Raw genomic sequence first — 23,648 nt, 5'->3', positions numbered from 1 at the left:
TGATAAAACCGACAACAAAGATCGAGGTCAACGGGCCGAGACGCCGGGGTGATACTTCGGCAACCTGATGTTGACCTTCGTGCCCGCGCCGGGGCCCGTCTCGACGACCAGCCCGTACTCGTCTCCGTACACCTGGCGGAGCCGCTCGTCCACGTTGGCCAGCCCCACGCCGCCCGCGGGGGCTATCTCACCTGCGAGGATGCGGCGCAGCTTGTCGGGCTCCATGCCGAGACCGTCGTCCTCGACGCTGATGCGGCACTCGGCTCCGGCGTCCTCGGCGACGATCGTGATCCGGCCGACGCCGTTCTTGCTCTCCAGGCCGTGGCGGACGGCGTTCTCCACCAGCGGCTGCAAGCACAGGAACGGAACCGCGACTGGTAGCACCTCGGGGGCGATGCGGAGGGTCACCTGGAGCTGGTCGCCGAAGCGGGCGCGTTCCAGGATCAGATAGCGGTCGATCGAGCGCAGCTCCTCGGCCAGCGTGGTGAACTCGCCGTGCCTGCGGAAGGAGTAGCGGGTGAAGTCGGCGAACTCCAGCAGCAGCTCGCGGGCGCGTTCCGGGTCGGTGCGGACGAACGAGGCGATCGTGGTCAGCGAGTTGTAGATGAAGTGCGGCGAGATCTGCGCCCGCAGCGCCCGTACCTCGGCCTCCATCAGCAGGGTGCGGGAGCGGTCCAGCTCGGCCAGCTGCAGCTGCGAGTCCACCCAGCCGGCCACCTCCTGAGCGGCCCTGACCAGCCCCGCCGAGGCGTGCGGGCCGTAGGCCGCCAGTGCGCCGACGACCCGGTCGTCGGTGCTGAGCGGCACGACCACGGCGTGCCGGATCGGGCATTCGAGCAGCTCGCACTCGATGGCGAGCACCTGGGTTCGGCCGTCCTTCAGCGTCGCGCCCGCGTGCTCGAAGGCCTGACTCGCGTGGTGCTCCCCCGCGCCGTCGTAGACGAGCAGCCGCTTCCCGTCGGTGATCGCCAGCGCCGACGAGCCGAGCAGCGTACGCAGGTGCCGCGACGCCTTCTGAGCGCCCTCCTCGGTCAGCCCGGCGCGCAGCGGCGGCCCGGCCAGGGACGCGGTGTGCAGGGTCTCGAACGTGGCCCGCTCCGCCGGGCTGGTGCCCAGCTCGCGCCGCCCGCGCAGGACCCTCCAGAGCACGATCGCGGGCACGCCCACGAGCACGGTCACCACGGCGACTCCGACCAGGTACTCCACGCCGCCGGAGCCTAGTGCCCGCCTTGACGCTTTGACAGTCCCGATCTAGGTTCCGACAAAGGGCAAGGAGTTCTGTCATGGGCCTCGCCCGATCCGAAGCACACACCGGCGAGGTGGGTCGGATGAATCGCTGGTTACTCGCGGCAGCCGCGGTACTTTTCCAGCTCGCACTCGGCGCCGTCTACTCCTGGAGCGTGTTCTCCAAGGCGCTCCAGGCCAAGGCGAGCGACTTCGACCTCACCAAGGCGGAGGCCGCGCTGCCGTTCTCGGTGACGATCGGCATGATCTTCCTGGGCACCTTCATCGGCGGCCGGATCCAGGACACGCGCGGCCCGCGGCCGGTCGCCCTGGCGGGCGGCGTGCTCTACTCGCTCGGCATCCTGCTGGCCGGCTTCGCCGCCGATCACTCCCGGTTATGGCTGCTCATCCTCGGCTACGGCGTCATCGCGGGCTTCGGCCTCGGGCTCGGATACATCGTGCCGATCGCCATGCTGCAGAAGTGGTTCCCGGACAAGCGCGGGCTGATCACCGGGATCGCGGTGGGCGGCTTCGGCTTCGGCGCCGTGGTGACCTCGCCCGTCGCGCAACGGCTGGTGGAGTCCAACCCGGCGGTGCCGACCAGGGCGTTCCTCACGCTGGGCGTGGCGTACCTGGTGATGACGCTGGTGGGCGCGTTCTTCTTCCGCAACCCGCCGACCGGCTACCAGGTGGCCGCGACCGGGCGGATCGCCGCCGGCGGGCGCGAGTACACGCAGGGCGAGGCGCTGCGTACGCCGCAGTGGTACCTGCTGGCCGCCATCCTCTGCCTCAACGTGACGGCGGGCATCGCGCTCATCTCGGTGATCAGTTCGGCCGCCACGTCCATCGCCGGCTACACCGCGGCCGCCGCGGCCACGCTGACCGGTGTCATGGGGCTGTTCAACGGCGCCGGGCGGATCTTCTGGGGGTGGATCTCGGAGCGGACCGGGCGGATGTTCGCCTTCGCCGGGATGCTCGGCCTGCAAGGGATCTGCTTCCTGCTGCTCGGCCACGCCTCGCAGGTGGCCGTGTTCGCGATCCTGTCGGCGGTGGTCTACCTCTGCTACGGCGGCGGGTTCGGCACCATGCCCGCCACCGCGGGCGACTTCTTCGGCCTGCGCAACGCGGGGGGCGTCTACGGGCTGATGATCGTGGCCTGGAGCATCGGCGGGATCGTCGGGCCGCTGCTCGCGGCCGCGCTCATCTCGGGCGACAACTACACGACGGCGTTCACCGTGATCGGGATCATCGCGCTGGTGGCCCTCGTACTGCCGCTCGTCACCCGGCCGCCGAAGGCCGAGCGGGTCGTCACCGCGCAGGAAGCGCTTTAGCGATCAGCTCGGCGTGGGAAGCGCTTTAGCGATCAATTCGGCGTAGGACCGCGCCTCCTCCTCGGAGGCGTACTTGGTGCGGGGCCAGAAGAAGCCGCGCAACCCGTCCTTCGGGTTGCGCGGCACCACGTGGACGTGCAGGTGCGCCACGCTCTGGCTGATCCGGTTGTTCATCGCGACGAACGTGCCGGCCGCCTCCAGCCCCTCCTCGACCGCGCGGGTCACCAGCTGGACCCGCTCGAAGAACGGGCCGACGTCGCCGAGCTCGCCGAAGGTCTCGACATGAATCCTCGGTACGACCAGGACATGGCCCTTGAAGACCGGGCGGACGTCGAGGAAGGCGACGACGACCTCATCGGAGTGGACGATGTGGGCGGGCCGCTCGCCCGCGACGATCTCGCAGAACAGGTCGTTGCTCACCGGCCGACCCTACCGGGCCGCCTGCTCGGCTTCAGCCCCGAGCGGACTTGTCCGCGAAAGCCGTCCAGCTGGTCATGTTGGGCGCCGACCACTCCTCGGGCGCGTGCAGGAAGTGCTCGCCCACGTGCGCGCGGAGCCGTTCGGGCACCTCGGTCGTCTTGTGCCCGCGGCAGTGGTAGACCAGCCCGCCCTGGCGCTGCCCCATGGCCATCCACGGCAACCACGGCGAGACCCGGCACCACGAGAACACGCACGGCACGCTCGGCACCCCGGAGTCGAGATCCTTGGCCGAGGCGAAGAACTGGAACAGCTCCAGCGCCCGGTAGGTGTCACTGGCCGAGTTGTCGGGATAGTCGGCGACCTTGAGCGGCGACGGGTAGGCCAGCCGGATGTCGGCGTTGAAGACGATCTGGTCGCCGAGCCTGGTGGTGGGGACGGGGTAGGCGCCGAAGCGCTGGTTGACCGGGTCGTTGAAGACGTGCCGGACCTCGACGGACGCCCCGGTGAACGGGTTGTCCCAGGTGCCGAGGATCTCGCGGGACTTCGGGTCGAGGTAGACCGCGGCCTCCCTGGTCAGCATCTGCCAGCCGCCGTCGGTCTCGACCGCCCTGGCCACGTTGACGCCCTCGAAGCCGAACAGGTGGTGCGGGCCGTCGTCCTGCTGCCAGCCGTAGACGTCGCCGGTCCACCACGAGATCGTCTCCGTACCGTCGACCGAGGCACGCACTCGCATGAAATCCACAGGTCTCCCCCACGGATGCTCTATTTGACGACGACCGCGAAGATCGCCTCGCCCGACTGTGCCTTGCTCTGCTCGTCGACCGGGCCGGCACTGGCGCTGGGGCAGCGCCAGCAGTCGTACAGCCTGACCTCGGTGTTGCCCGGGTGCTTGCCGTTGAAGACGAAGTAGCTGGTGCCGCCCGAGCCCGTCCCGCCGCCGTCGCTCTCGTATTCCTTGCTGATGAACGAGGCCACCTTGGCGTCGGGCACCGCCACGAGGCGCCACTGGTCACCGATGGACGGGTTGTCGACCACGGCCAGCGAGAACCGCTGGCCCGTGCCGACCTCCACCGTGACGGTCGAGCCCTTGGCGCCTTTGATGATCTTGCCGTAGTCGTTGACGGCCGACCCCGCGCCACAGCCCGTGCCGGCCCCCAGCATGAGGAGGGCCAGCAGGGCGGTGGCGGCCGTTCGACGAATCACACAAGCAGGCTATCGGGATCGGGGGCTCACTTGCTCCTGTTACGCCTCACGATCCGGCGCAGGACCAGAGCCACGAGGGCACCGGCGGCGACGATGGCCAGCACGGGGCGCTTCCTGGCCTCCGTGGTGACCTTGTCGGCCGCGCCCTTGACCTGGTCGGGGGTAACATCTCGCACCTTGTCGGCCACCTCGGCGGCCTTGTCCTTGGCGACGTCCGCCACTTCGACGGCCTTGTCCTTCGCCAGCTCGGCCACTACGACCGCTTTGTCCTTGGCGACCTCGGCCACTACGGCGGCCTTGTCCTTGGCGACCCCGGCCACCTCGGTGACCTTGCCCTTCGCCGCCTCCGCCGCGTCGTTCGCCCGGCCCTTCACGTCCGCCTTGTCGGCCAGGGCCGCCACGGTGTTGCCGAGTTCCTGACGGGTGTCCTTGATGTTTTTGTGCACGTCGTCCTCTTCCTCATCGTCGTTCGCCGATTCCGCCCCAAGCGGCTCCGTCTTGCCTTCCCTGGCCCCCGCCGCCTCGGTCCGCTCGTCCGCCACGGGGGGTTCGGGGATGAAGATCTCGTGTTCCTGGCGGGCGGCCTCCGCCTTCATCGCGTTCTCCGCCGCGCCCGGCCTGGTCGGTGGCACGTTGACGGACTCGTGGTCCGTCGGCATGCCGACCGTCGTCCGGCGGGCGCCCACGTCCCCGGCGTGCTGCTCGCTATATCCCTGCTCGCCGTACTCGGGGTCCGTCTCACTCATCGCCGAGCCCTCTCCTTGACCACGTCGATATCGGCCTTGACGCTGGCGATCGTCTCTTGCGGCACCAGCGGCGCGGCCTGTTTCACCTGGTTCTTGCCGATGAGACCCAGCACGGCGGCGACGACGAACAAGGCGCCCGCCACGATCGCGGCAGCCGCCCAAGCGGGCATCACCAGAGCGAGCAGCAGAATGACGGCGGCCACCAGAGCGGCACCGCCGAAGAACGCGGTCATTCCCGCCGCCCCGAACAGGCCCGCGCCGAATCCCGCCCGCTTGCCCTTCCGCGTGAGCTCCAGCCGCGCCAGCCGCAATTCGTCTTTGACGAGCCGGGAGACCTGCTCGGACAGGTCGTTGACCAGCTTGTGGGTGTCGTTCACGTCGCCTCCTCTGCCGAGGAGGCGACTACCCAGCGAAGTGGCTTTCTATCACCGCTTGGCGGCTCGCAGCAGGAAGCCGACGACGGACAGAACCGGGGACTGGGGAACCTCGCACCAGTTGTCGGGCTTCTTGGGCTTGCTCCACGGGGAGGGCAGCTCACACGAAGGAGCCCACGGCTTGGGCCGTTCGCACCACGATCCGGGAGGATTCATATTTTCACTGTACAACTTCACCTGCGGGCGTCACGGGGATTCACCAGCCTGCGCGATGAAGGGGCACTTCATGTGCGGGCATCACCGGAATCGCCGGGCTACGCGATGAAGCGGAACTTCAGGTGCGGGCATCACCGGAATCGCCGGGCTGCGCGATGAAGTGGGTCAGCGGGGCCACCCGCCGGTAGGGGTCGCTCGCCCCGGCCCGCTCCTCGCACTCCAGCAGGAGGTCCAGGTCATCGGGGAGGGGCGCGTCGTCGGCCGCCAGGTCCGTGAGCACCCGCACGCCGTACCACTGCCGGACGCCCAGCCCTCGTACGGCCAGGCGCCGCGTCAGGTCGTCGAACCGATCGGCCCGAGCCCGGACGCCCAGGCGGTTGGTGTACGCGTCCGCGTCGAACGCCTCCCTGGCCGCCGCCCAGTCCCCCGTCATCCCGGGCCGCATGGCCAGCGCGTCGCCGTTGCGCACGAGCAGGGACAGCACCCCGCCGGGCGCGAGCACCTCCGCCATGTCGGCCAGCAGCGGGTCGGGGTCGTCGAAGTACATGAGCACGCCATGGCAGAGGACCACGTCGAAGCTCCCGGGCTCGAACAGCTCGCCCAGCCGCTCGGCGGGCGCGTGCACGACCTCGATGGCCATCCCCGGCTCGACCTGCTCTTCCAGCAGCCCGAGCAGATCGCTGGAGGCGTCGAGCGCGGTCACCCGATGCCCCTGGGCGGCGATCCTGAGCGCCTGGGTGCCCTGCCCGCAGCCGACGTCCAGCACTCCGGCGGGGGCGGGCGGGAGATGGGCCGCCAACTGGCGGCTCACCAGCTCCTGCCTGACCACGTCACGCAGGCTGCCCAGCCGCTCCCGCCACCTTTTCTCGCCTGCTGAGAACCCCATCATGAAGACCTTTCACAGAGTAAAACAACGGTCACGCAGTGTAGTATTTCCGATGACGCGAGCGAAAGGATGACCGCCATGGCCACCGGCACTACGCGCAGAAAGACACGCAGGCGTGCACCCGCGCCTGAGCCCGGCTGCGACTCCCGGCCTTCGCCCGCGTGGGGACCGGGCTGGGGACGGTCAGGACCGACCCAGACCGAGCTCAAGCGCGAACAGCTCTGGCAAACCCTCATCGGAGAGGGTTGGAGAGCCGAGATCATCCGTGGAAGGATCGTAGTGAGCCCCTGGACGAAGAGGCGCCATGCGCAGCTGGTCCACCGCGTTCAGATGCAGCTCTTCGAGCTCGCGCTCGACAAGGGCTGGGAGTTCTACCAGACCTGGGCCGTTCACATCCCGCCCCATCGAGGCGACAAACGGCTTCCCGATCTGCTGGTCGCACCACCGGACAGTCCCGAGTTCGACGAGAACCAGGCCTACGGCCATGGCACGCTCCTGGTCGTCGAGATCACCTCCTCCGACAATCGGACCGATGATCTGCAAGTCAAGCCCGCCGAATACGCCCGGGCAGGCATACCCATCATGCTGATCGTCGACGAATTCTCCGACCCTCGGTCGGTCACCCTGCTGTCGGACCCGCGTGATGGCGAATATCGCAGCATGGCCAAGGTGGATGAAGGCGAGCCGGTGAAGCTGCCGGAGCCGTTCGGGGTCGTGCTCGACACCGGCCTGATCTTCCGCTGAGCAAGACACCCTGCCGGGGCGCAGGTACGGGGTCGGAGCAGCTTGATGACGCGAGCGAAAGGATGACCGCATGGCCACCGGCAGCACGTGCGGAAAGGCACACGGGCACGACGCCGCCCTGGGTCCAGAGCGCCCGCCGATCGCCGCACCCGCATGGGGCCCTGGATGGGGCGCCTTGGGACCCACCGACGACGAGCTCCGCCGCGAACAGGTGTGGGAGAGGCTCGTCGGCCAAGGACTGAGGCCGGAAATCGTCGATGGAAGAATCTATGTGAGCCCGCGGGTCAAGAGACGGCATTGCGTGTTGGTCGATCGCCTGGCGGACCAGCTCCACGACGTCAAGCGGAAGAACGGCTGGGAGTTCTACCAGCACTGGGCGGTCCACATTCCGCCCGAGCGTGGTGACAAGCGGCTGCCCGACCTCCTGATCGCCCCGCCGGGGAGCGCCGAGTTCGACGACAGCCAAGCGTACGGACACGGCACGCTGATGGCCGTCGAAGTGGTGTCTCCCGGGGGCCGGGACGACGATCTGGAAGTCAAGCCCGTCGAGTACGCGCGAGCGGGCGTCCCGATGATGTTGATCCTCGACGACTTCTCCACCCCGCCGTCGGTCAGGTTGTTCTGTGGTCACTCCGAGGGCGAATACCGCATCTCGATCATCTGTCTTGCCGGGCAGCCGCTGCTCCTGCCGGAGCCGTTCGGGGTCACGCTCGAGACCGAGCTGATCTTCCGCTAGGCGAGGTACTCTGCCGAGATGCTGGTCGTACACGGAGTCTGGGCGGGAGACGCCCTCGCGTTCTGGGCAGAGGACTCCGACGGCACCTCGCAATCCGCCGGCACGCCCGCGGGAGTCGTCGTGCGGCCGCATCCGTTCGCCGCGACCGCTGCCGCGCTCGGCGATCTGCTCGGCCTCGCGCCTGCCCCGGCCGTCGCGTTCCGTGACCACGCCTCCTCCGCCGAGGGTCCGCGGGAGGCGCTCACAGAGCGGGGGCCGGCCGATCGGCTGCCTCCGGTCCCGCTGGACGGCCCTGTGCATGTGGACGGCCCCGTGCGCGTGGACAGCCGCGTGCGCGCTCTGCGGTTGCTCCTGCCCGGCTCCACCAAGGAGCCGTTGGCCTCGCCCGAAGCCGGGCGCCTGTCGGGGGTCGCCCGGCCGCGCCTGCATCTGTGGGAGGTGCCCGCCGTCGTCCCGGCCACCGATGACGCGCTGCGGCTGCTCGCCGAACACTCCGGCGCCGCCACCGTACGCCACTGGAGCGTGGTCGCCGAGTTCGCACGCGATCTCGTAGGGCGGGGCCGGGTCATCCCCCAGCTCATTCCGCACGCCCGGCAGCACCCGGAAGAGACCGGTGGCCGGGCGGTGTGGCGGCCGGTGCTGACCGGGGCCGACGCCGCCTACTTCCGGGACCTCGCCCTTGCCATGCCGCCCGCCTGCCGTACCTCCGAGATCGAGCGGCCCTCCGTGGAGGTGCTCGGGGCGGCGCTCGACGCGTTCGCCGACGCGCTCGTCAGGGCGGCGCTCACCGAGCCGCTCGTGACCGGCCCCCGTACGGACCAGGAGCGGTGGCTGGCGGCGCTGACCGGTGCCGACGACAGCTGCCCGGACAGCCCGCAGCGGCGCCGTGAGCTGGAGGAGTGGCGGGCGTCCGTGGCTGCCGCGGACGGGGCCGCCAAGGTGTGCTTCCGCCTGCTCGAACCCATCGGCGACCTCGACCGCACCGCCCCCGCCGACGACCTCGACCGCCTGGACGGCACCACCCCCACCGACGACCTCGACCGCCTGGACGGCACCACCCCCACCGACGACCTCGACCGCCTGGACGGCACCGCCCCCGCCGATGGCGCCGACCACGCTGGCGGCACCGCAAGCACCGGCGCTGACGAGGCCCGTGGCTGGCGGGTGGAGATCGCGTTGCAGGCCGCCGACGATCCCAGCCTCTACGTACGCGCCGAACGGGTGTGGAGTGGCGAACCGGTGCCCGGCCTGCCCAGGAGTCCGGAGCGCGAACTGCTGGCCGGGCTGGGCCGTGCCGTACGCCTCTACCCCGACCTCGACCGGGCCCTTCGGGTCGCCGAGCCGACCGGGCTGGAGCTGGACACGGCGGGCGCGTTCGAGTTCCTGCGGCAGGCGGCGCCGCTGTTGCAGGCCGCCGGGTTCGGGGTGCAGCTGCCGCGCTGGGCCGGTCGCACGAGGCTGGGGCTGAAGCTGACCACCCGCACCAAGAAGCAGAGCGCGGCCACCGCTCAGGGGTTCGGGCTGCGCGAGCTGGTGGACTTCCGGATCGACCTCGCGGTCGGCGGCGAGACGATCAGCGAGGCGGAGCTGGCCGAGCTGGCCAGACTGAAGGTGCCGCTGGTACGCGTCCGCGGGCAGTGGGTGGAGCTCGACGACCGTCAGCTCAAGGCCGCGCTGAAAGCCGTCGGCGGCGAGCGCGCCGGCGAGCTGCCCGCCGCCGACCTGCTGCGCCATGTGGTCCAGGGCGACGACGAGCTGCCACTGCTGGAGGTCGACGCCGACGGCGTGCTCGGCGATCTGCTGTCCGGCCAGGCCGAGCGGCGGCTCCAGCCGATGGCCACGCCCAGCGGCCTGGACGCGACGCTGCGGCCCTACCAGGAGCGCGGGCTGGCCTGGCTGAGCTTCCTGTCGGAGCTGGGGCTGGGCGGGGTCCTGGCCGACGACATGGGGCTGGGCAAAACGGTCACCACGCTGGCGTTGCTGGTCCACGAGCAGGCCGACACGCCGACGCTGCTGGTGTGCCCGATGTCGCTGGTGGGCAACTGGGAGCGGGAGGCGGCCAGGTTCGCGCCGGGGTTGCGGGTCTATGTGCACCACGGCAGCGGCCGGGACGCCGAGGCGATCAGCGACGCCGACCTGGTGATCACCACGTACGGCACGGCCCAGCGCGACCTGGAGACGCTGCGGCAGGTCGAGTGGCGGCGGGTGGTCTGTGACGAGGCCCAGGCGATCAAGAACAGCGGCACCCTGCAGTCCCAGGCGGTCCGGGCGATCCCCACCGGCACGCGGCTGGCCCTGACCGGGACGCCGGTCGAGAACCATCTCGCCGAGCTCTGGTCGATCATGGAGTTCGCCAATCCGGGGCTGCTCGGGCCGCGCTCGCGGTTCAGGACCCGGTTCCAGGAGCCGATCGAGGCGCGCCAGGACGAGCAGGCCATGCGGGCGCTCAAACGGGCGACCGGTCCGTTCGTGCTGCGCCGCGTCAAGACCGACAAGTCGATCATCTCCGACCTGCCGGAGAAGATGGAGGTCAAGGAATGGTGCCCGCTCACGCCCGAGCAGGCCAGCCTCTACCAGGCCGTCGTCGAGGACATGCTGGGCAGGATCGACGACAGCGAGGGCATCGAGCGCCGCGGCCTGGTGCTGACCGCCATGGCCCGGCTCAAGCAGGTCTGCAACCACCCTGCCCACCTGCTCAAGGACGGCTCTCTCCTGTCGGGCAGGTCGGGCAAGCTGGCCCGGCTGGAGCAGCTCGCGGAGGAGATCGTGGCCGAGGGCGAGAAGGCGCTGGTGTTCACCCAATACGCGGAGTTCGGGACGATGCTTCAGCCCTACCTCGCGCAGCGGCTCGAGCGGCCGGTGCTCTGGCTGCACGGCGGCCTGCCCAAGAAGACGCGCGACCGCCTGGTCGAGCGTTTCCAGCATGACGACGAGCCGATGCTGTTCCTGCTGTCGCTCAAGGCCGCGGGCGTCGGCCTCAACCTGACGGCGGCCAATCACGTGATCCACGTGGACCGCTGGTGGAACCCCGCGGTCGAGGACCAGGCCACCGACCGTGCCTTCCGGATCGGGCAGCGCAAGAACGTACAGGTGCGCAAGCTCATCTGCGCGGGCACCCTGGAGGAACGCGTGGACGAGATGATCGAGCGCAAGAAGGCCCTGGCCGAGAGCGTGGTCGGCACCGGCGAAGACTGGCTGACCGACCTGTCCACCGGCGAGTTGCGTGAGGTCTTCCGCCTGACCGCCGAGGCGGTGAGCTGAAATGGCATGGTTCGAGGCCGCCAAACCGATCAAAGTCGAGGGCGGCCTGCGGGCGCGCACACAGCGGGGTTCGATCGGCTCCACCTGGTGGTCGCGGCGCTTCATCGACATCCTGGAGCGCGTCTGCGACAAGGGCCGCCTGTCCCGGGGCCGCGCCTACGCCCGCGCGGGCCAGGTCCTGTCGATAGACCTCGCCCCCGGCCTGGTCACGGCGGCCGTCCAGGGCTCGCGGCGCAGGCCGTACGACATCAGGATCGAGATCGAGGCGTACGACGAGGCGCGCTGGACCGCCATCGAGGAGGCGATCGCGGCGCAGGCCGTCTACCGGGCGAAGCTGCTGGCCGGTGAGATGCCGACGGAGATCGAGGAGCTGTTCGCCGCGCTGGGCATCGACCTGTTCCCCCGGGACCTGGACATGGAGTGCTCGTGCCCCGACTGGGGTCTGCCGTGCAAGCACCTGTCGGCGGTGCTGTACCTACTGGCGGAGTCGTTCGACGACGATCCGTTCCTGGTGCTGGCCTGGCGCGGGCGCAGCCGCGAGCGGCTGCTGGGGTCGCTGGCCGATCCGGAGCCGGAGCCGATCGCGGTGCGGGACGTGCCGTTCGCCGACCGGCTGGCCGACTTCTACGCCCCGGGCGCCACCGCCCACCGGCCCGAACGCCGTCCGGCCGCGGCGGCGTCCGATCTCCTGCCCCGCGTCTTCCCACCGCCGCGCGATCTGGCGGACCCCTTGGCCGCCGCGTACCGCCGCCTCGGCGAGCCCCCCGCCTGACGCTACGAGCGCATGCTGAGAGCCAACGGGGGTATCGCCACCGGATGGCATGCCGTATCAGTGAATTGGTGATCGACTGTCGAGATCCCGAACGCCTGGCCGCGTTCTGGTGTGAGGTGCTCGGCTACGTCATTCTCGGTCGGGAGGAAGGCAGCATCGAGATCGGTCCTGAGGCCGAAGGCTTCGGCGGCCTCCAGCCGACGCTCGTCCTCAGCCCGGACGACCATCCGAAAACCGGAAAACTGCCGCTGCATATCGACGTGAACCCCACCGACCGCGACCAGGATGCCGAGCTTGAGCGCCTGCTGGCCGCCGGCGCCAAGCCCGCCGACGTCGGACAGACGGGCGAGGAGTCCTGGTACGTTCTGGCCGACCCCGAAGGCAACGAGTTCTGTCTCCTGCGCCGACGCTTGAACGACTAGTCGCCACGTCCTAGCGGTCGTCGAAGTCGGCGGGCACCATGACGCGCACCCCGTTGGGCACCACGCGGAGCCGGATCGGGGTGCGCAGGCGCACTTCGCCATCGACGTCGGCCGCCATCGGCGGGTCGGTCTCCAGCAGCATCTCCCTGCCCATCACGAACGGCCCGCCCGCCAGGCTGCGCCAGCGGCCGGTCGTGGCGCGCACCAGCGTCTCGCCGAGCAGCCGCAGCTTCTTGCCCGAGCCGAGCTGGTAGGCGACCAGCATGCCGTTGTCGATGCTGACGTCCTTGGCCAGCTGCCAGCCGCCGTGGAAGCGGCCGTTGGCGATGTTGAGCTGGTGGGTGAACAACTCGTGGCGCGTGCCGTCGACCGTGATGTACGCGCGGAACGGCCGGTGGCCGGGCAGGACCCGCAGCGCGGTCAGCGGGTAGGCCGGACGGCCGAGGATGCGCTTGAGCCACGGCTTGACCGTGCCCGCCACCTCGACGGACACGCCGAAGCTGGCCAGGTTGGCGAACGGCCGGTCACCCGCCATGCCGAGGTCGATGTCGGCCACCTTGCCGGTGGCGAACACCCCGACCGCCCCGGCCAGATCGAGCGGCAGGCCGAGGCTGCGGGCGAAGTTGTTGGTGGTGCCCAGCGGGAGCACGCCGAGCGCCACGTCACGGTGGGCCACGTGGCGGACCGCCGAGGACAGCGTGCCGTCGCCGCCACCGACGATCAACAGGTCGGGCCGGGTCTCGAGAGCCTGGTCGAGCAGGGCGCGCAGCCGCTTGGGGTTGGAGACCGACAGCTCTGCCTGCGGCTCGAAGCCGAGGGCGTGGATCTGGTCGATCACCTCGAAGTAGTGCCGGCGACCCCGGCGCGAGCGAGTGTTGACCACCACCGCCACCCGGCGGTCCTGGAGGATCGCCTCGGTGTGCTCGGTCTTGGTACGCAATTCGCTCATGGTCATCAATGGTAGGTGCGCGGAGCGCTACCTGTGGCCGACCGCTGAACGCGGCCGGCCGTGGGTGGGTGGGGCGTTCCCTGGGGCCAGCCGAAGGGGCCGCCGGATGTCCCGACGGCCCCTCGATTTGCTTCTTCAGCCGGATGGCTTGTTACTTCTTCGGCGGGATCACCTGGACGATGGCGCCCAGGTTGCCGGGCAGCGGCGAGACCAGCTTGAACTGGACGCCGAGCGCCTTGCCCTCGTCACCCGGGTTGCCGGTGCCGGCCACGTGGCCGCCCCCCAGGTCCGTGCCGTACAGCTCGGTGGCCGGGGTTCCGTCGACGTTCACGACGCGGGTGCTGTACGGCTGGTCGCCCTTGGACGGGACGACCACCGACGCGTCGAAGTCGCGGTAGAACAGGCTGCCGTTCTGCAGTTCCAGGCCCGGGTACCAGGTCTTGGCGTCGGTGAAGTTCGGCACGCCCTTCAACGCCGGGACGTCCGTGCAGTACTCGCTGAACGGCTCGTCCGCCGCCTCCAGGCACTCCTTGAGCGGATACGTCTTCCCGAAGGAGAACGCCGCGTTGGACGACTGGGTGCGGCCCTCGAGGTTCTTGTGCCGCGTCGGGTCCTTCTGCGCCGCGGTGCCGGTGCGGCGCAGCGGATCGAAGTGCGAGTCCACGACCAGCAGGCTGCCCTTCGACCCGATGCTCGGCTGGAGATCGAGGTTGTTGGACAGCGAGTTGTTGGTGTACGTCGAGTCGCGGTACCAGACCAGCAGGCCGGGGGCGTTGTACTTGACCTTCTCCACCTTCCACGCCCCGTCACGGGAGTAGTTGGTGTCGTAGGCGTACTGCAGGCCCTTGTCGAAGCCGTCGAAGTTGCGCCACTCCGCCAGGTAGAAGCGGGACACCTCGCGCGAGCCGTTGTTGATCGTCCAGCCCTGGCCGCTCGTGTTGGTGTGCGTGCCGCCGATGGCCTTCCAGCCGTTCTCGCCGCCTTCGACGTCGTCGCTCCACACGGCGGTGCCGCCGTTGGTGAGCTGGAAGTCGTCGGCGTGCCAGCCGCGCGGGGTGAAGGCCGCGTCGGTGTTGTACGCGAGGCGCAGCTTGATCGTCTTACCGGCGAACGCGGTCAGGTTGACGTAGTCGTGCCGCCAGCCGTCGGTGTTGCCGGTGAGCCCGTACTTCTTGTCGCCGAAGGTCTTGAGGTTCTTGTTCGGGTCCGGGTAGCCGTCGGGCGTGCTGACCTCGTTGCCCGCCTCGTCGTAGACCTTCTGCTGGGTCCAGGTCTCGCCGCCGTCGGTCGAGACCTCGATGAAGCCGAAGTCCCAGTCCTGCTCGATCTCGTAGTTGTTCCACATCCAGAACCGCAGGTCGGTCCCGGCGGGCACCGCCACGTCACGGGTCAGCTTGACGTCCGCCCATTCCTGGTCCAGCCCGGACCACCAGGCGTTGGCGCCGCTGTGCGGGTCGATCATCTTCAGCGGCGTGGAGGCCAGGTTCACCCGGACGCCGTCCTGGGTGAGCTTGGGCGTCCGCGACGACTGTCCGACGGTGACCAGCTTGGCGGCGTCGCCCGGGTTGAACGTCTTCGGGTTCGCCCAGCCGAGCACCCACTTGTCCCACAGACCCATGTGGGTCGGCATGGACTGGAAGATCGGGCCGGAGTGCGAGCCGCTGGACATCAGGTCCCAGAAGTCGACGGCGGAGCTGGCCTGGCCCGAGGTGTCGTACAGGTCGGGCAGACCGAGGTCGTGGCCGTACTCGTGGGCGAAGACGCCGACGCCGGAGTCCTCCGGCTGCACGATGTAGTTGGAGATCTTCTTGTCGGTGCCGGGGATCTTGTAGCCGCCGGCCACCGCGCTGGAGTGCGCCCAGATCGCATACGTGCCCTCGGCGCCGCCGTCGGACGACTTGTCCTTGCCCGCGTGCACCATGACCAGGTGGTCGATGACGCCGTCGGGCTCGCTGAAGTTGCCGTCACCGTCGACGTCGGAGACGTCCTCGACGTCGTAGTCGGCCCACGGGAAGTTCGGCTGGCTCTTGGCCAGCGCGTCCACCGTGTCGATCGCGAGCTGGCCCGCGCCGAGCGGGTTGTCCGGGTGGCCGGTCATGTCCTGGGGAACGCCGCCGCAGGCCGCCGCGCCGTACCAGGCCTCGGAGTGAGGCGCCTTGATCCAGCCGACCGCGGAGCCGGTGACCGAGTAGGCGCCCTTGGACATCTCCTCGTACATCTTCTTCATGGTGAAGCCGGAGATGTCGATGCCGGGGCGGCCGTCGCGCGGGTCCTTCAGGTCGGGACGTACGCGCTGGGTGATGCCCTGGTCGGTGTAGAGCATCGTGTTGAAGTGCGAGGTGCTGAAGTCCTTGACCCAGAAGCTGTTGTTGTCCTTGTGCGGCAACGTCGCGGGGTCGGGGATGTTGTTGTGCAGCGGGCCGTTCTTGACGGTGCCCGCGGGCTCGACCACGCAGTCGTCGGGCGCGCTGTCGACCGTGCGCAGGCGGTTGTAGCCGGAGAAGTCGTCGTTGGCCTGCTCGTTGAACTCGACCAGTACGGTCAGCAGCTTGGCGACGCGGGTCTGCTTGGACTTCTTGAAGATGAAGTCAGCGGGGTTGCGACCGGTCTTGATCGCCTCGTTCTCGCGGGCCGCGAGCACGCGGGCGGCGGCCGGGTTGCCGCTGGTGAACTTCCTGTCGGTCTTCTGCGCCGGGCTGAGCGAGCGGGCCTTCTGGTTGGGCAGGAGGGGCTCGTCGGGCGTCTCTTCGACGCGGGGCGGCGCATAGTTGATGTAGAAGTCAGACGCGCCCGGCTCGTACCTGGCAGCAGAGGCAGGGGCGGCGGGGACCGTCAGCGCGGCGCCGAGGAGGGCGACCGCGGGTAATGCGGCTAACAGACGCTTTGTGCTGGGCACTGATAACCCTCTCTGCCCGGGATCGCCGGGCGCATGGCCACAGGGTGTGCAATGCCGGAATTTAGAGGGTGAGTAAAGCAAAGGTAAAGAGCCCGGTCGAAATGTGATGAAACTAGAACAAAAGCAGCGCCCCAGTCACACCACCCACGATCGCCCCGCCGTAGCAGAGCACCGCGATCAGCAGGTCGTACCGGGCGATGCCGAACAGTTCCTCGCTGGTGAACCGGATCCGGTGCGCGGCGTGGAACAGGCACAGCACGATGACCACGAGCAGCGCGAGCCGTACCAGGACGTTGTCCAGGAGCGCGCGCAGGTGCGCGACGGTCGGCCAGTCGATCACACCGAGCGGCATGAGCACGCCGAACAGCAGGACCAGCACCGGCAGCAGCAGCGCCGCGGCCACTCCCCCGCCGCTGAAGAGCAGCCACAGGTACGGCTCTATCGTCCGCTTCACGGTGACCTCAGGATGAAGTAGGCGATCAGGACGGACAGCGCCAGCCACGCCGAATGGTTGCCGCCCTGGATCATCCAGGCGGGCACCCGCCAGCCGTCGAGCCGGACCACGGTGGCCTTCGGGGCCAGGTTCAGGAACGTGACGGCGTGGAAGACGGTCGCGACCAGGGCCACCACGTTGACGGCGATCATCCAGGGCTGGGCGGCCAGGGCGGTGAAGTCCTGGAAGGTGCCGCCCAGCAGGGCGCCGACCAGCAGGAGCAGGAAGACGATCGTCCACGCGACCAGCACACTGGTCAGCTCGCGCAGGACGAAGATCGTGTAGTTACGGGTACGGGCGAACCAGAACGCGTCCCGCGGCGGCCGGTACGCGCTCGTCATCGCTTGCTCCAGGGCAGTACCGAGCGCAGGGCGGCGGTCAGCTTGCCGCGCTGGATCGCCTCGGCCGGGTCCACGTGCTTGGGACAGACCCGCGTGCACTCTCCGACGAACGTGCAGCCCCAGACCGCCTCCTCCAGGTTGAGCACGTCGAAGCGATCACCCATGTCCCGGGAGTCGAGGTTGTAGCGCTGCGCCAGCGCGATCGCGGCCGGCCCGAGGAAGTCGGGATTGAGCACGTACACCGGGCAGGCCGAATAGCAGAGCATGCAGTTGATGCACATGCTGTACTGCTTGTAGGCGTCGAGCTGCTCGGGCGTCTGCGCGTACTCCGTGGTCAGCGGCAACTCCTCGCCCTCCCTGATGAGCCACGGCCGCACCGACGACAGCTTGGCCAGGAAGTCGTCGATGTCCACGATCAGGTCCCTGATCACCGGGAAGCCCTTGAGCGGCTCGATCCTGATCGGCCCGTCGCCGTACTCGGTGAGGAAGGTCCCGCAGGTCAGCCGGGGCTCGCCGTTGACGGTCATGCCGCACGAGCCGCAGATGCCCATCCGGCACGACCAGCGGAACGACAGGCTGCCGTCGAGCCGGTCCTTGACGTAGTTCAGGCCGTCGAGCACCGCCCAGTCGGCCGTCAGCGGCACGTCGTAGCCCTGGAACACCGGCTCGCTGTCCTGTCCCGGCCGGTAGCGGGCGATCTCCAGCCGGATCGTGCGGGTGGCCGCGGCCTGCCGTACGGACTCTTCGGTGTCAGTCACGTCCATAGACCCTTTCCCCCGGAGGCCAGCGGGTGATCGTCACGGGCAGCAGGCCGACCGACGGCGTCCCGTCGGGCGCGCGGTGCACCAGCGAGTGCGCGAGATAGGTGGTGTCGTCCCTGGCGGAGAAGTCGGTGCGCTGGTGCGCGCCGCGCGACTCCTTCCGGTTGAGCGCGCAGGCGACGATGGCCTGCGCGACGTCGAGCATGGTGTGCAGCTCCTGCAGGTTGATCAGCTCGGTGTTGAACGTCGTGCTGGAGTCGTCGACGCGCGCCTCTGCCGCGCGTTCGCGCAGCTCGGCGAGGGTGTCGACGGCTCTGGCGAGCACGCCGCCGGTCCGGTAGATCCCGGCCGCGCCCTCCAGCGTGTGCTGCATCTCCTCGCGCAGGTCGGCGATCCGCTCGCCCTTGCCCGACGCGTCTCGCGCGCGTTCCAGCCGCCGCCGCTCGTCGTCCCCCTGCGTCCGTACGGCCTGGTGCTCGCCCAGCTCTTTGTGCTCTTTCGCGAACCTGGCGGCGGCCAGGCCCGCCCTTCTGCCGAACACGAGGATCTCCGGCAGCGAGTTCGAGCCGAGCCGGTTGGCGCCGTTAATGCTGACGCACGCGGTCTCACCGGCCGCGAACAGCCCGGCGACCGGAGTGGCGCCGTCGAGGTCGGTGTGGACGCCGCCCATCATGTAGTGCACGACCGGACGGACCGGGATGAGGTCGGTGGCCGGGTCGAGGTTCTGGTAGCTCTTGCACAGCTCGCGGACGAACGGGATGCGGGCCTCGATCTTGCCCTCGCCGAGGTGGCGCAGGTCCAGGTAGACGACCGGCCCGTACGGAGTGTCGACCGTGCGGCCCAGCTGCTGCTCGTGCACGAACGCCTGGGACAGGCGGTCGCGCGGCCCCAGCTCCATACTGCGCAGCTTGGGTGTCGGCGTGGGCTTGCCCAGGTCGTAGTCCTGGAGGTAGCGGTAGCCGTCCTTGTTGATCAGCCAGCCGCCCTCCGCTCTGGCCGCCTCGGTGATGAGAATGCCGGTGAACGGCAGGCCGGTCGGGTGGTACTGGACGAACTCCATGTCCTTCAGCGGCGCGCCCGCCCGGTAGGCCAGGGCCATGCCGTCGCCGGTCTTGATCGCGGCGTTCGTGGTGAAGGGGAAGACCCGGCCGCAGCCGCCGGTGGCCAGGATGACGGTCCTGGCGGCGATGGTCTCGATGCGGCCGGTTCGCAGCTCGACGGCCACGACGCCGTGGACCCGGCCGTCGTCGACGACGAGCTTGGTGACGTACCACTCGTCGTACCGCACGATGTCCCGATATTTCAGTGTTGTTTGGAACAAGGTGTGGAGAAGGTGGAAACCGGTCTTGTCGGCGGCGTACCACGTGCGCATCCGCTTCATCCCGCCGAACGGACGGACGGCCACCCGGCCGTCCGGCTCGCGGCTCCACGGGCAGCCCCAGTGCTCCAGCTGGATCAGCTCGCGGGGCGCCTCCTCCACGAACGCCTCGACCGCGTCCTGGTCACAGAGCCAGTCGCCGCCGGAGATCGTGTCGTAGCAGTGCTCGTCGAGCGTGTCGCCGACGCCGATCACCGCGGCGGCGCCGCCTTCGGCGGAGACCGTGTGGCTGCGCATCGGGTAGACCTTCGACACGACCGCCACCGTGAGCGCGGGGGCCGTCTCGGCGACCGCGATGGCCGCGCGCAGACCCGCTCCGCCTCCTCCGACGATGAGCACGTCGATCATGTGCGATCAGCTCCCGTGGTCGGGTTGTGTCGGGTCCTTCACCCGCTTGCCGTCATGGCGGATGGCGGAGAGGTGGATGCTGCCGTCGTGGTACTCGTGGCGGATCCTGCGGCAGCCGCAGTCGAAGATCTGATCGCGGATCACCAGGCCGTAGCCGTCGTCGTCGACGAGGCGCTCGCCGGCGGACTTCTTGCCGCAGGGGGCCGTCTCGGGGGTGAAGGGAGTCTTCGTGCCTGTCATCGCCGATCTCCTTAGATGGGCGAAACGTCATCTCCACACAAGCACCCGGATCTGCTTCGGAGAAGGCCCGGCTTTGGGCCGGCTTTCGAAGCGGCTCTTCGGCACGTGCCGGTCAGTCGGGCTGCTTCTCGGTCTCTTTCGCACCCTCTTCCCCAGTCTCCTCTTCCCCGGCCCCCTCTTCGAGTTCGTCCTTCAGCAGGTGCGGATAGTGCAGATCGAACGCGGGCCGTTCGGACCGGATGGGCGGGAGGAAGGTGAAGTTGTGCCGGGGCGGCGGACACGAGGTGGCCCACTCCAGGCTGTTGCCGTAGCCCCACGGGTCGTCGAGCGTCACCTTCGGCGCCCGCCTGGCCGTCTTCCAGACGTTGTAGAGGAACGGCAACGTCGAAGCGCCGAGCAGGAATGCCCCGATGGAGGAGATCTCGTTCATTCCGGTGAAGCCGTCGGCCGGGCTGTAGTCGGCGTAGCGCCTGGGCATGCCCATCGCCCCGAGCCAGTGCTGGATCAGGAACGTGGTGTGGAACCCGATGAACAGGGTCCAGAAATGCACCTTCCCCAGCCGGTCGTCGAGCATCCGCCCGGTCATCTTCGGCCACCAGAAGTAGAACCCCGAGAACATGGCGAACACCACGGTCCCGAACACCACGTAATGGAAGTGCGCCACCACGAAATACGTGTCGCTGATGTGGAAGTCGAGCGGCGGCGAGGCCAGAATGACCCCGGTCAGGCCGCCCAGCAGGAACGTCACGAGAAACCCGACCGCGAACAGCATCGGCGTCTCGAAGGAGAGATGGCCCCGCCACATCGTGCCGATCCAGTTGAAGAACTTCACCCCTGTCGGCACCGCGATGAGGAACGTCATGAACGAGAAGAACGGCAGCAGCACCTGACCCGTGGCGAACATGTGGTGCGCCCACACGGTCATCGACAGTCCGGCGATCGCGATCGTCGCCCCGACCAGCCCGCCATATCCGAAAATAGGCTTACGGCTGAACACCGGGATCACCTCGGTGATGATCCCGAAGAACGGCAGCGCGATGATGTACACCTCGGGATGCCCGAAGAACCAGAACAGGTGCTGCCAGATCAACGGCCCGCCGTTGGCGGCCTCGAAGACGTGCGTGCCGAATTTGCGGTCCGATTCGAGCACGAGCAGCGCGGCGGCCAGCACGGGGAACGCCATGAGGACGAGCATGCTGGTCAGCAGGGTGTTCCAGGTGAACAGCGGCATCCGGAACATCGTCATGCCCGGCGCCCGCAGTCCGATGATCGTGGTGATGAAGTTGACGGAGCCGAGAATCGTCCCGAGGCCCGACAACGCGAGCCCCATGATCCACAGATCGCCGCCCATGTGCGGCGTGAAGGTGGCGGTGGAGAGCGGCGTATAGGCGAACCACCCGAATTCGGCGGCCCCGCCCGGCGTGACGAACCCGGCCAGCACGATCAGCCCGCCGAACAGGAACATCCAGTACGCGACCGCGTTGAGCCTGGGAAACGCGACGTCAGGAGCACCGATCTGCAAAGGCATGATCACATTGGCGAATCCCGCGAACAGCGGCGTGGCGAACAACAGCAACATGATCGTGCCGTGCATGGTGAACAGCTGGTTGTAGAGCTGCTGGCTCACGATCTGCATCCCGGGCTGCACCAATTCGGCCCTGATCACCATGGCCATAATGCCCGCGACGAGGAAGAACCCGAACGAGGTGATCAGATAGAGATAGCCGATGACCTTGTGATCGGTCGTCGACAGCCACGACACGATGATCTTACCGGTGCGCCGGCGTCTGACCTGCTCGATCGAGGTCTCGCGAACAGCTGTCACGAGTGCTCCCTCCTTTGCGGAGTGTGCTCTGCCCCCGATCCTCCAATTCCACGCCAACGATCGCCATACGGGAAGCAATTTTCAACATTCACCGCACACGTCTTTGCCTGGTGCCCCCTTTTCGGGCCGTACGGCATGCACGCGGCGCATGGATTCCATGCCAAATCGTCGCTGGTGGACCGACCTTGGCCCTCGTAACGTTTCCCAATATGTCCCCCACCCCACCCTCCACCGGACCTTCCGTGGGCCCCTCCGTGGGACCTTCCGTGGGACCTTCCACCGGCCCTTCCGTGGAAACCGCCACCGGGCCTTCCACCGGGCCTTCCATCGGCCTTCACATGCCGAACGGGTTCGCCGCCGCCGATCGCCTGGGCGCCGCCCGGGTGGCGAGGCTGGCCGAAAGCCTGGGCTACGAGTCGCTGTGGACCGCCGACCACATCGTTCTCCCCAGCCCCCGAGTGGACTCCGCCCCCCTCGAACCGGACGCGCCGCTCCTGGACGCCGTGGTCTCACTGGCCTTCCTGGCCGCCCACACCGAGCGAATCCGGCTGGCCACCGGCTGCGTCGTACTCCCCCAGCGCGACCCGCTGATCCTCGCCAAGCAACTGGCCAGCGTGGACGTCCTCAGCGGCGGCCGCCTGATCTTCGGCGTGGGCGCCGGCTACCTGGAGCCCGAACTCCGCGCCCTGGGCGTCCCGATGTCCGACCGCGGCTCCCGCCTGGAGGAGTACCTGCCGGCCATCCGCTCCCTCTGGCAGGACGAGAACCCCGCCTTCGACGGCCGGCACGTCTCCTTCAAGGACCTGGACGCCCACCCCCGCCCTATCCAGCGCCCGGTCCCCGTCGTCATCGGCGGCCACACCCCGGCCGCCCACCGCCGAGCCGCCACGCTGGCCGACGGCTGGTACGGCTGGATGCTGGGCCTACGCGCCACGGCCGCCCAACTGGAGTCGCTGAAGGCGATGTCGACCAAGCCCCTGCACATCTCGGTCACCCCGGCCCGCCACCTCGACCCCGCCACCGTGAGGTCGTACGCGGAACTGGGCGTGGACCGTCTCATCGTGGCCACCCCACCAGGCTTGTCCTTGCCCGAGCTGGAATCTTTCGTCACACGAAACGCCCCAGCCGAATTCCTCACATAAGTCCCGAACCTTTCCCCGCCCACCGGCATCCAACTCCGCATGAACATAAAGAAGATCACCTTGCTGACCGGCAGCGCCCTGGTTGCCGCCCTGCTGCTCCCGCCGGCGGCGGCCCTGGCCACCCCGTCGATCCCGAAGAACTTCCTCCTGTACGAAAAGGAGGCCCGCAAGGACACCAAGCAGGAGCACTGGCTCCTCTCCCAGAACGACAACCTGATCGAGGTGGAGAACATCCAGTGCTCGGGCGCCAAGCTGAAAAAGGACTGGATCGCCCGCCGCGACCTCACCTATGACCCGAACATGGGCGGCGGCGAGAAGACCAACGCCGAACGCGGCGAACAGGTCTTCCTCTTCGCGAAGGCAAGCGCCGCGGAAAAACTGATGACCGAGTTCCGCACGCGCCTGACCAAGTGCGGCAAACTCGTCAAGGCAATCGACCCGAAAATCGGCGACGACTCGGTGGGCGCCTCGAGGGCCACCAAGGGGACGAAGTCCAATCCCGTACCCCAGACCCAGCAGTTCGTCGCGGTACGCAAGGGCTCGGCCGTAGCCATTTACTGGGACCGGCACAACGACGCCCCGGCCATCAGAACCCTGGCCAAGCACCAGTCGGACGCCACGAAGATGGCCGCGAAACTCTGCAGCATCGGCGGCTGCTGAGCCGTGACCTCTGGAGGGCCTCCGCTTCGCTCCGGGCGTTCTTCCTGTCAAGATCCCGCCGTCACCCATTTGGGTGGTTAACCAGCCGATGCCCACCCCGGGCACAACGGGCTTCGCTTCATCGGCGCTTCGCGCTTTCGGGGCTCAGGCGCTTCTTCCAGTCGAGCCAACGGCTCGCCCCCTGTAGGGCCTCGCGTTGCTCGGGCTGCCTTCCTCGGGCGCGCCTCCGGCGCCAACCCCCACGACTGGCGCTTCGAGAGAGTGGGCAGTCTATTGTGGC

The 23,648-nt window shown here is 68.8% G+C and carries 24 protein-coding genes; 8 read left to right on the top strand and 16 right to left on the bottom strand.

The annotated features are described in order from the left end of the window. Positions 1–27 precede the first annotated feature (27 nt). The gene (locus AB0H88_RS10090; RefSeq protein WP_357642942.1) at positions 28–1,206 is read right to left on the bottom strand and encodes a histidine kinase; all 1,179 of its coding nucleotides are present in this window, start codon (positions 1,204–1,206) and stop codon (positions 28–30) included. A 122-nt stretch (positions 1,207–1,328) separates the two neighbouring features. Between AB0H88_RS10090 and AB0H88_RS10085 the strand changes: the two genes are divergently transcribed. Further along, a complete protein-coding gene (locus tag AB0H88_RS10085; protein ID WP_357642941.1) occupies positions 1,329–2,555 on the top strand; it encodes an OFA family MFS transporter in 1,227 nt (408 codons plus the stop codon). 3 nt (positions 2,556–2,558) lie between these two features. Here AB0H88_RS10085 and AB0H88_RS10080 read toward each other — a convergent pair whose 3' ends face one another. From AB0H88_RS10080 to AB0H88_RS10050, 7 genes are all read right to left on the bottom strand, one after another. After that, complete coding sequence (locus tag AB0H88_RS10080; RefSeq protein WP_357642940.1) at positions 2,559–2,975, bottom strand: HIT family protein; 417 nt, start codon at positions 2,973–2,975, stop codon at positions 2,559–2,561. Between the two features lie 31 nt (positions 2,976–3,006). Further along, complete coding sequence (locus AB0H88_RS10075) at positions 3,007–3,708, bottom strand: DUF1838 family protein (protein WP_357642939.1); 702 nt, start codon at positions 3,706–3,708, stop codon at positions 3,007–3,009. Positions 3,709–3,737: 29 nt separating this feature from the next. Beyond that, complete coding sequence (locus AB0H88_RS10070; protein ID WP_357642938.1) at positions 3,738–4,178, bottom strand: protease inhibitor I42 family protein; 441 nt, start codon at positions 4,176–4,178, stop codon at positions 3,738–3,740. Positions 4,179–4,204: 26 nt separating this feature from the next. Beyond that, the gene (locus AB0H88_RS10065; protein WP_357642937.1) at positions 4,205–4,924 is read right to left on the bottom strand and encodes a DUF3618 domain-containing protein; all 720 of its coding nucleotides are present in this window, start codon (positions 4,922–4,924) and stop codon (positions 4,205–4,207) included. Then, complete coding sequence (locus AB0H88_RS10060; protein WP_357642936.1) at positions 4,921–5,301, bottom strand: phage holin family protein; 381 nt, start codon at positions 5,299–5,301, stop codon at positions 4,921–4,923. Before AB0H88_RS10060 ends, AB0H88_RS10065 begins: the two co-directional genes overlap by 4 nt. 48 nt (positions 5,302–5,349) lie before the next feature. Beyond that, the gene (locus AB0H88_RS10055) at positions 5,350–5,514 is read right to left on the bottom strand and encodes a hypothetical protein (protein WP_357642935.1); all 165 of its coding nucleotides are present in this window, start codon (positions 5,512–5,514) and stop codon (positions 5,350–5,352) included. A gap of 118 nt (positions 5,515–5,632) precedes the next feature. Continuing rightward, positions 5,633–6,403, bottom strand: a complete 771-nt coding sequence (locus tag AB0H88_RS10050) for a class I SAM-dependent methyltransferase (RefSeq protein WP_357642934.1) — start codon at positions 6,401–6,403, stop codon at positions 5,633–5,635. A 75-nt stretch (positions 6,404–6,478) separates the two neighbouring features. Here AB0H88_RS10050 and AB0H88_RS10045 point away from each other — a divergent pair, with 75 nt between their 5' ends. From AB0H88_RS10045 to AB0H88_RS10025, 5 genes are all read left to right on the top strand, one after another. Continuing rightward, positions 6,479–7,144 (top strand): Uma2 family endonuclease, encoded by a 666-nt coding sequence (locus AB0H88_RS10045; RefSeq protein ID WP_357642933.1) that lies wholly within the window; start codon positions 6,479–6,481, stop codon positions 7,142–7,144. 70 nt (positions 7,145–7,214) lie between these two features. After that, positions 7,215–7,880: a Uma2 family endonuclease gene (locus AB0H88_RS10040; RefSeq protein ID WP_357642932.1), complete on the top strand. Its 666-nt coding sequence runs from the start codon at positions 7,215–7,217 to the stop codon at positions 7,878–7,880. Between the two features lie 18 nt (positions 7,881–7,898). Beyond that, the gene (locus AB0H88_RS10035; protein WP_357642931.1) at positions 7,899–11,141 is read left to right on the top strand and encodes an SNF2-related protein; all 3,243 of its coding nucleotides are present in this window, start codon (positions 7,899–7,901) and stop codon (positions 11,139–11,141) included. 1 nt (position 11,142) lies between these two features. Then, the gene (locus AB0H88_RS10030; protein WP_357642930.1) at positions 11,143–11,913 is read left to right on the top strand and encodes an SWIM zinc finger family protein; all 771 of its coding nucleotides are present in this window, start codon (positions 11,143–11,145) and stop codon (positions 11,911–11,913) included. Positions 11,914–11,957: 44 nt separating this feature from the next. Beyond that, positions 11,958–12,335: a VOC family protein gene (locus tag AB0H88_RS10025; RefSeq protein ID WP_357642929.1), complete on the top strand. Its 378-nt coding sequence runs from the start codon at positions 11,958–11,960 to the stop codon at positions 12,333–12,335. Between the two features lie 10 nt (positions 12,336–12,345). Here AB0H88_RS10025 and AB0H88_RS10020 read toward each other — a convergent pair whose 3' ends face one another. From AB0H88_RS10020 to ctaD, 8 genes are all read right to left on the bottom strand, one after another. After that, entirely contained in the window at positions 12,346–13,284 is a 939-nt protein-coding gene (locus tag AB0H88_RS10020; RefSeq protein WP_357642928.1) for a diacylglycerol kinase family protein, read from the bottom strand. A gap of 151 nt (positions 13,285–13,435) precedes the next feature. Further along, positions 13,436–16,180, bottom strand: a complete 2,745-nt coding sequence (locus AB0H88_RS10015; RefSeq protein WP_357642927.1) for an immune inhibitor A domain-containing protein — start codon at positions 16,178–16,180, stop codon at positions 13,436–13,438. A gap of 112 nt (positions 16,181–16,292) precedes the next feature. Continuing rightward, positions 16,293–16,634 carry a fumarate reductase subunit FrdD gene (gene frdD, locus AB0H88_RS10010; RefSeq protein ID WP_357642926.1) on the bottom strand — a complete coding sequence of 114 codons (342 nt, stop codon included), beginning with the start codon at positions 16,632–16,634 and terminating at the stop codon, positions 16,293–16,295. Further along, complete coding sequence (locus tag AB0H88_RS10005) at positions 16,631–17,014, bottom strand: hypothetical protein (RefSeq protein WP_357642925.1); 384 nt, start codon at positions 17,012–17,014, stop codon at positions 16,631–16,633. Before AB0H88_RS10005 ends, frdD begins: the two co-directional genes overlap by 4 nt. Continuing rightward, complete coding sequence (gene sdhB / locus AB0H88_RS10000; RefSeq protein ID WP_357642924.1) at positions 17,011–17,772, bottom strand: succinate dehydrogenase iron-sulfur subunit; 762 nt, start codon at positions 17,770–17,772, stop codon at positions 17,011–17,013. Before sdhB ends, AB0H88_RS10005 begins: the two co-directional genes overlap by 4 nt. Further along, positions 17,765–19,501: a fumarate reductase (quinol) flavoprotein subunit gene (frdA, locus tag AB0H88_RS09995; RefSeq protein WP_357642923.1), complete on the bottom strand. Its 1,737-nt coding sequence runs from the start codon at positions 19,499–19,501 to the stop codon at positions 17,765–17,767. The genes sdhB and frdA overlap by 8 nt, the downstream gene beginning before the upstream one ends. Before the next feature lie 6 nt (positions 19,502–19,507). After that, positions 19,508–19,741 (bottom strand): hypothetical protein, encoded by a 234-nt coding sequence (locus AB0H88_RS09990; protein ID WP_357642922.1) that lies wholly within the window; start codon positions 19,739–19,741, stop codon positions 19,508–19,510. Positions 19,742–19,853: 112 nt separating this feature from the next. After that, on the bottom strand, positions 19,854–21,566 hold the full coding sequence (gene ctaD / locus AB0H88_RS09985; protein WP_357642921.1) for a cytochrome c oxidase subunit I: 1,713 nt from the start codon (positions 21,564–21,566) through the stop codon (positions 19,854–19,856). A 338-nt stretch (positions 21,567–21,904) separates the two neighbouring features. Here ctaD and AB0H88_RS09980 point away from each other — a divergent pair, with 338 nt between their 5' ends. Beyond that, complete coding sequence (locus AB0H88_RS09980) at positions 21,905–22,708, top strand: LLM class F420-dependent oxidoreductase (RefSeq protein WP_357642920.1); 804 nt, start codon at positions 21,905–21,907, stop codon at positions 22,706–22,708. 39 nt (positions 22,709–22,747) lie between these two features. Further along, positions 22,748–23,368 carry a hypothetical protein gene (locus AB0H88_RS09975; protein ID WP_357642919.1) on the top strand — a complete coding sequence of 207 codons (621 nt, stop codon included), beginning with the start codon at positions 22,748–22,750 and terminating at the stop codon, positions 23,366–23,368. Positions 23,369–23,648: the final 280 nt, after the last annotated feature.

This window comes from Nonomuraea sp. NPDC050680 (genome assembly GCF_040654555.1).
Classification (GTDB): Bacteria; Actinomycetota; Actinomycetes; order Streptosporangiales; family Streptosporangiaceae; genus Nonomuraea.
Note: the sequence above shows the minus strand (reverse complement) of the source record. Positions and strands in the feature narration are given on the sequence as shown.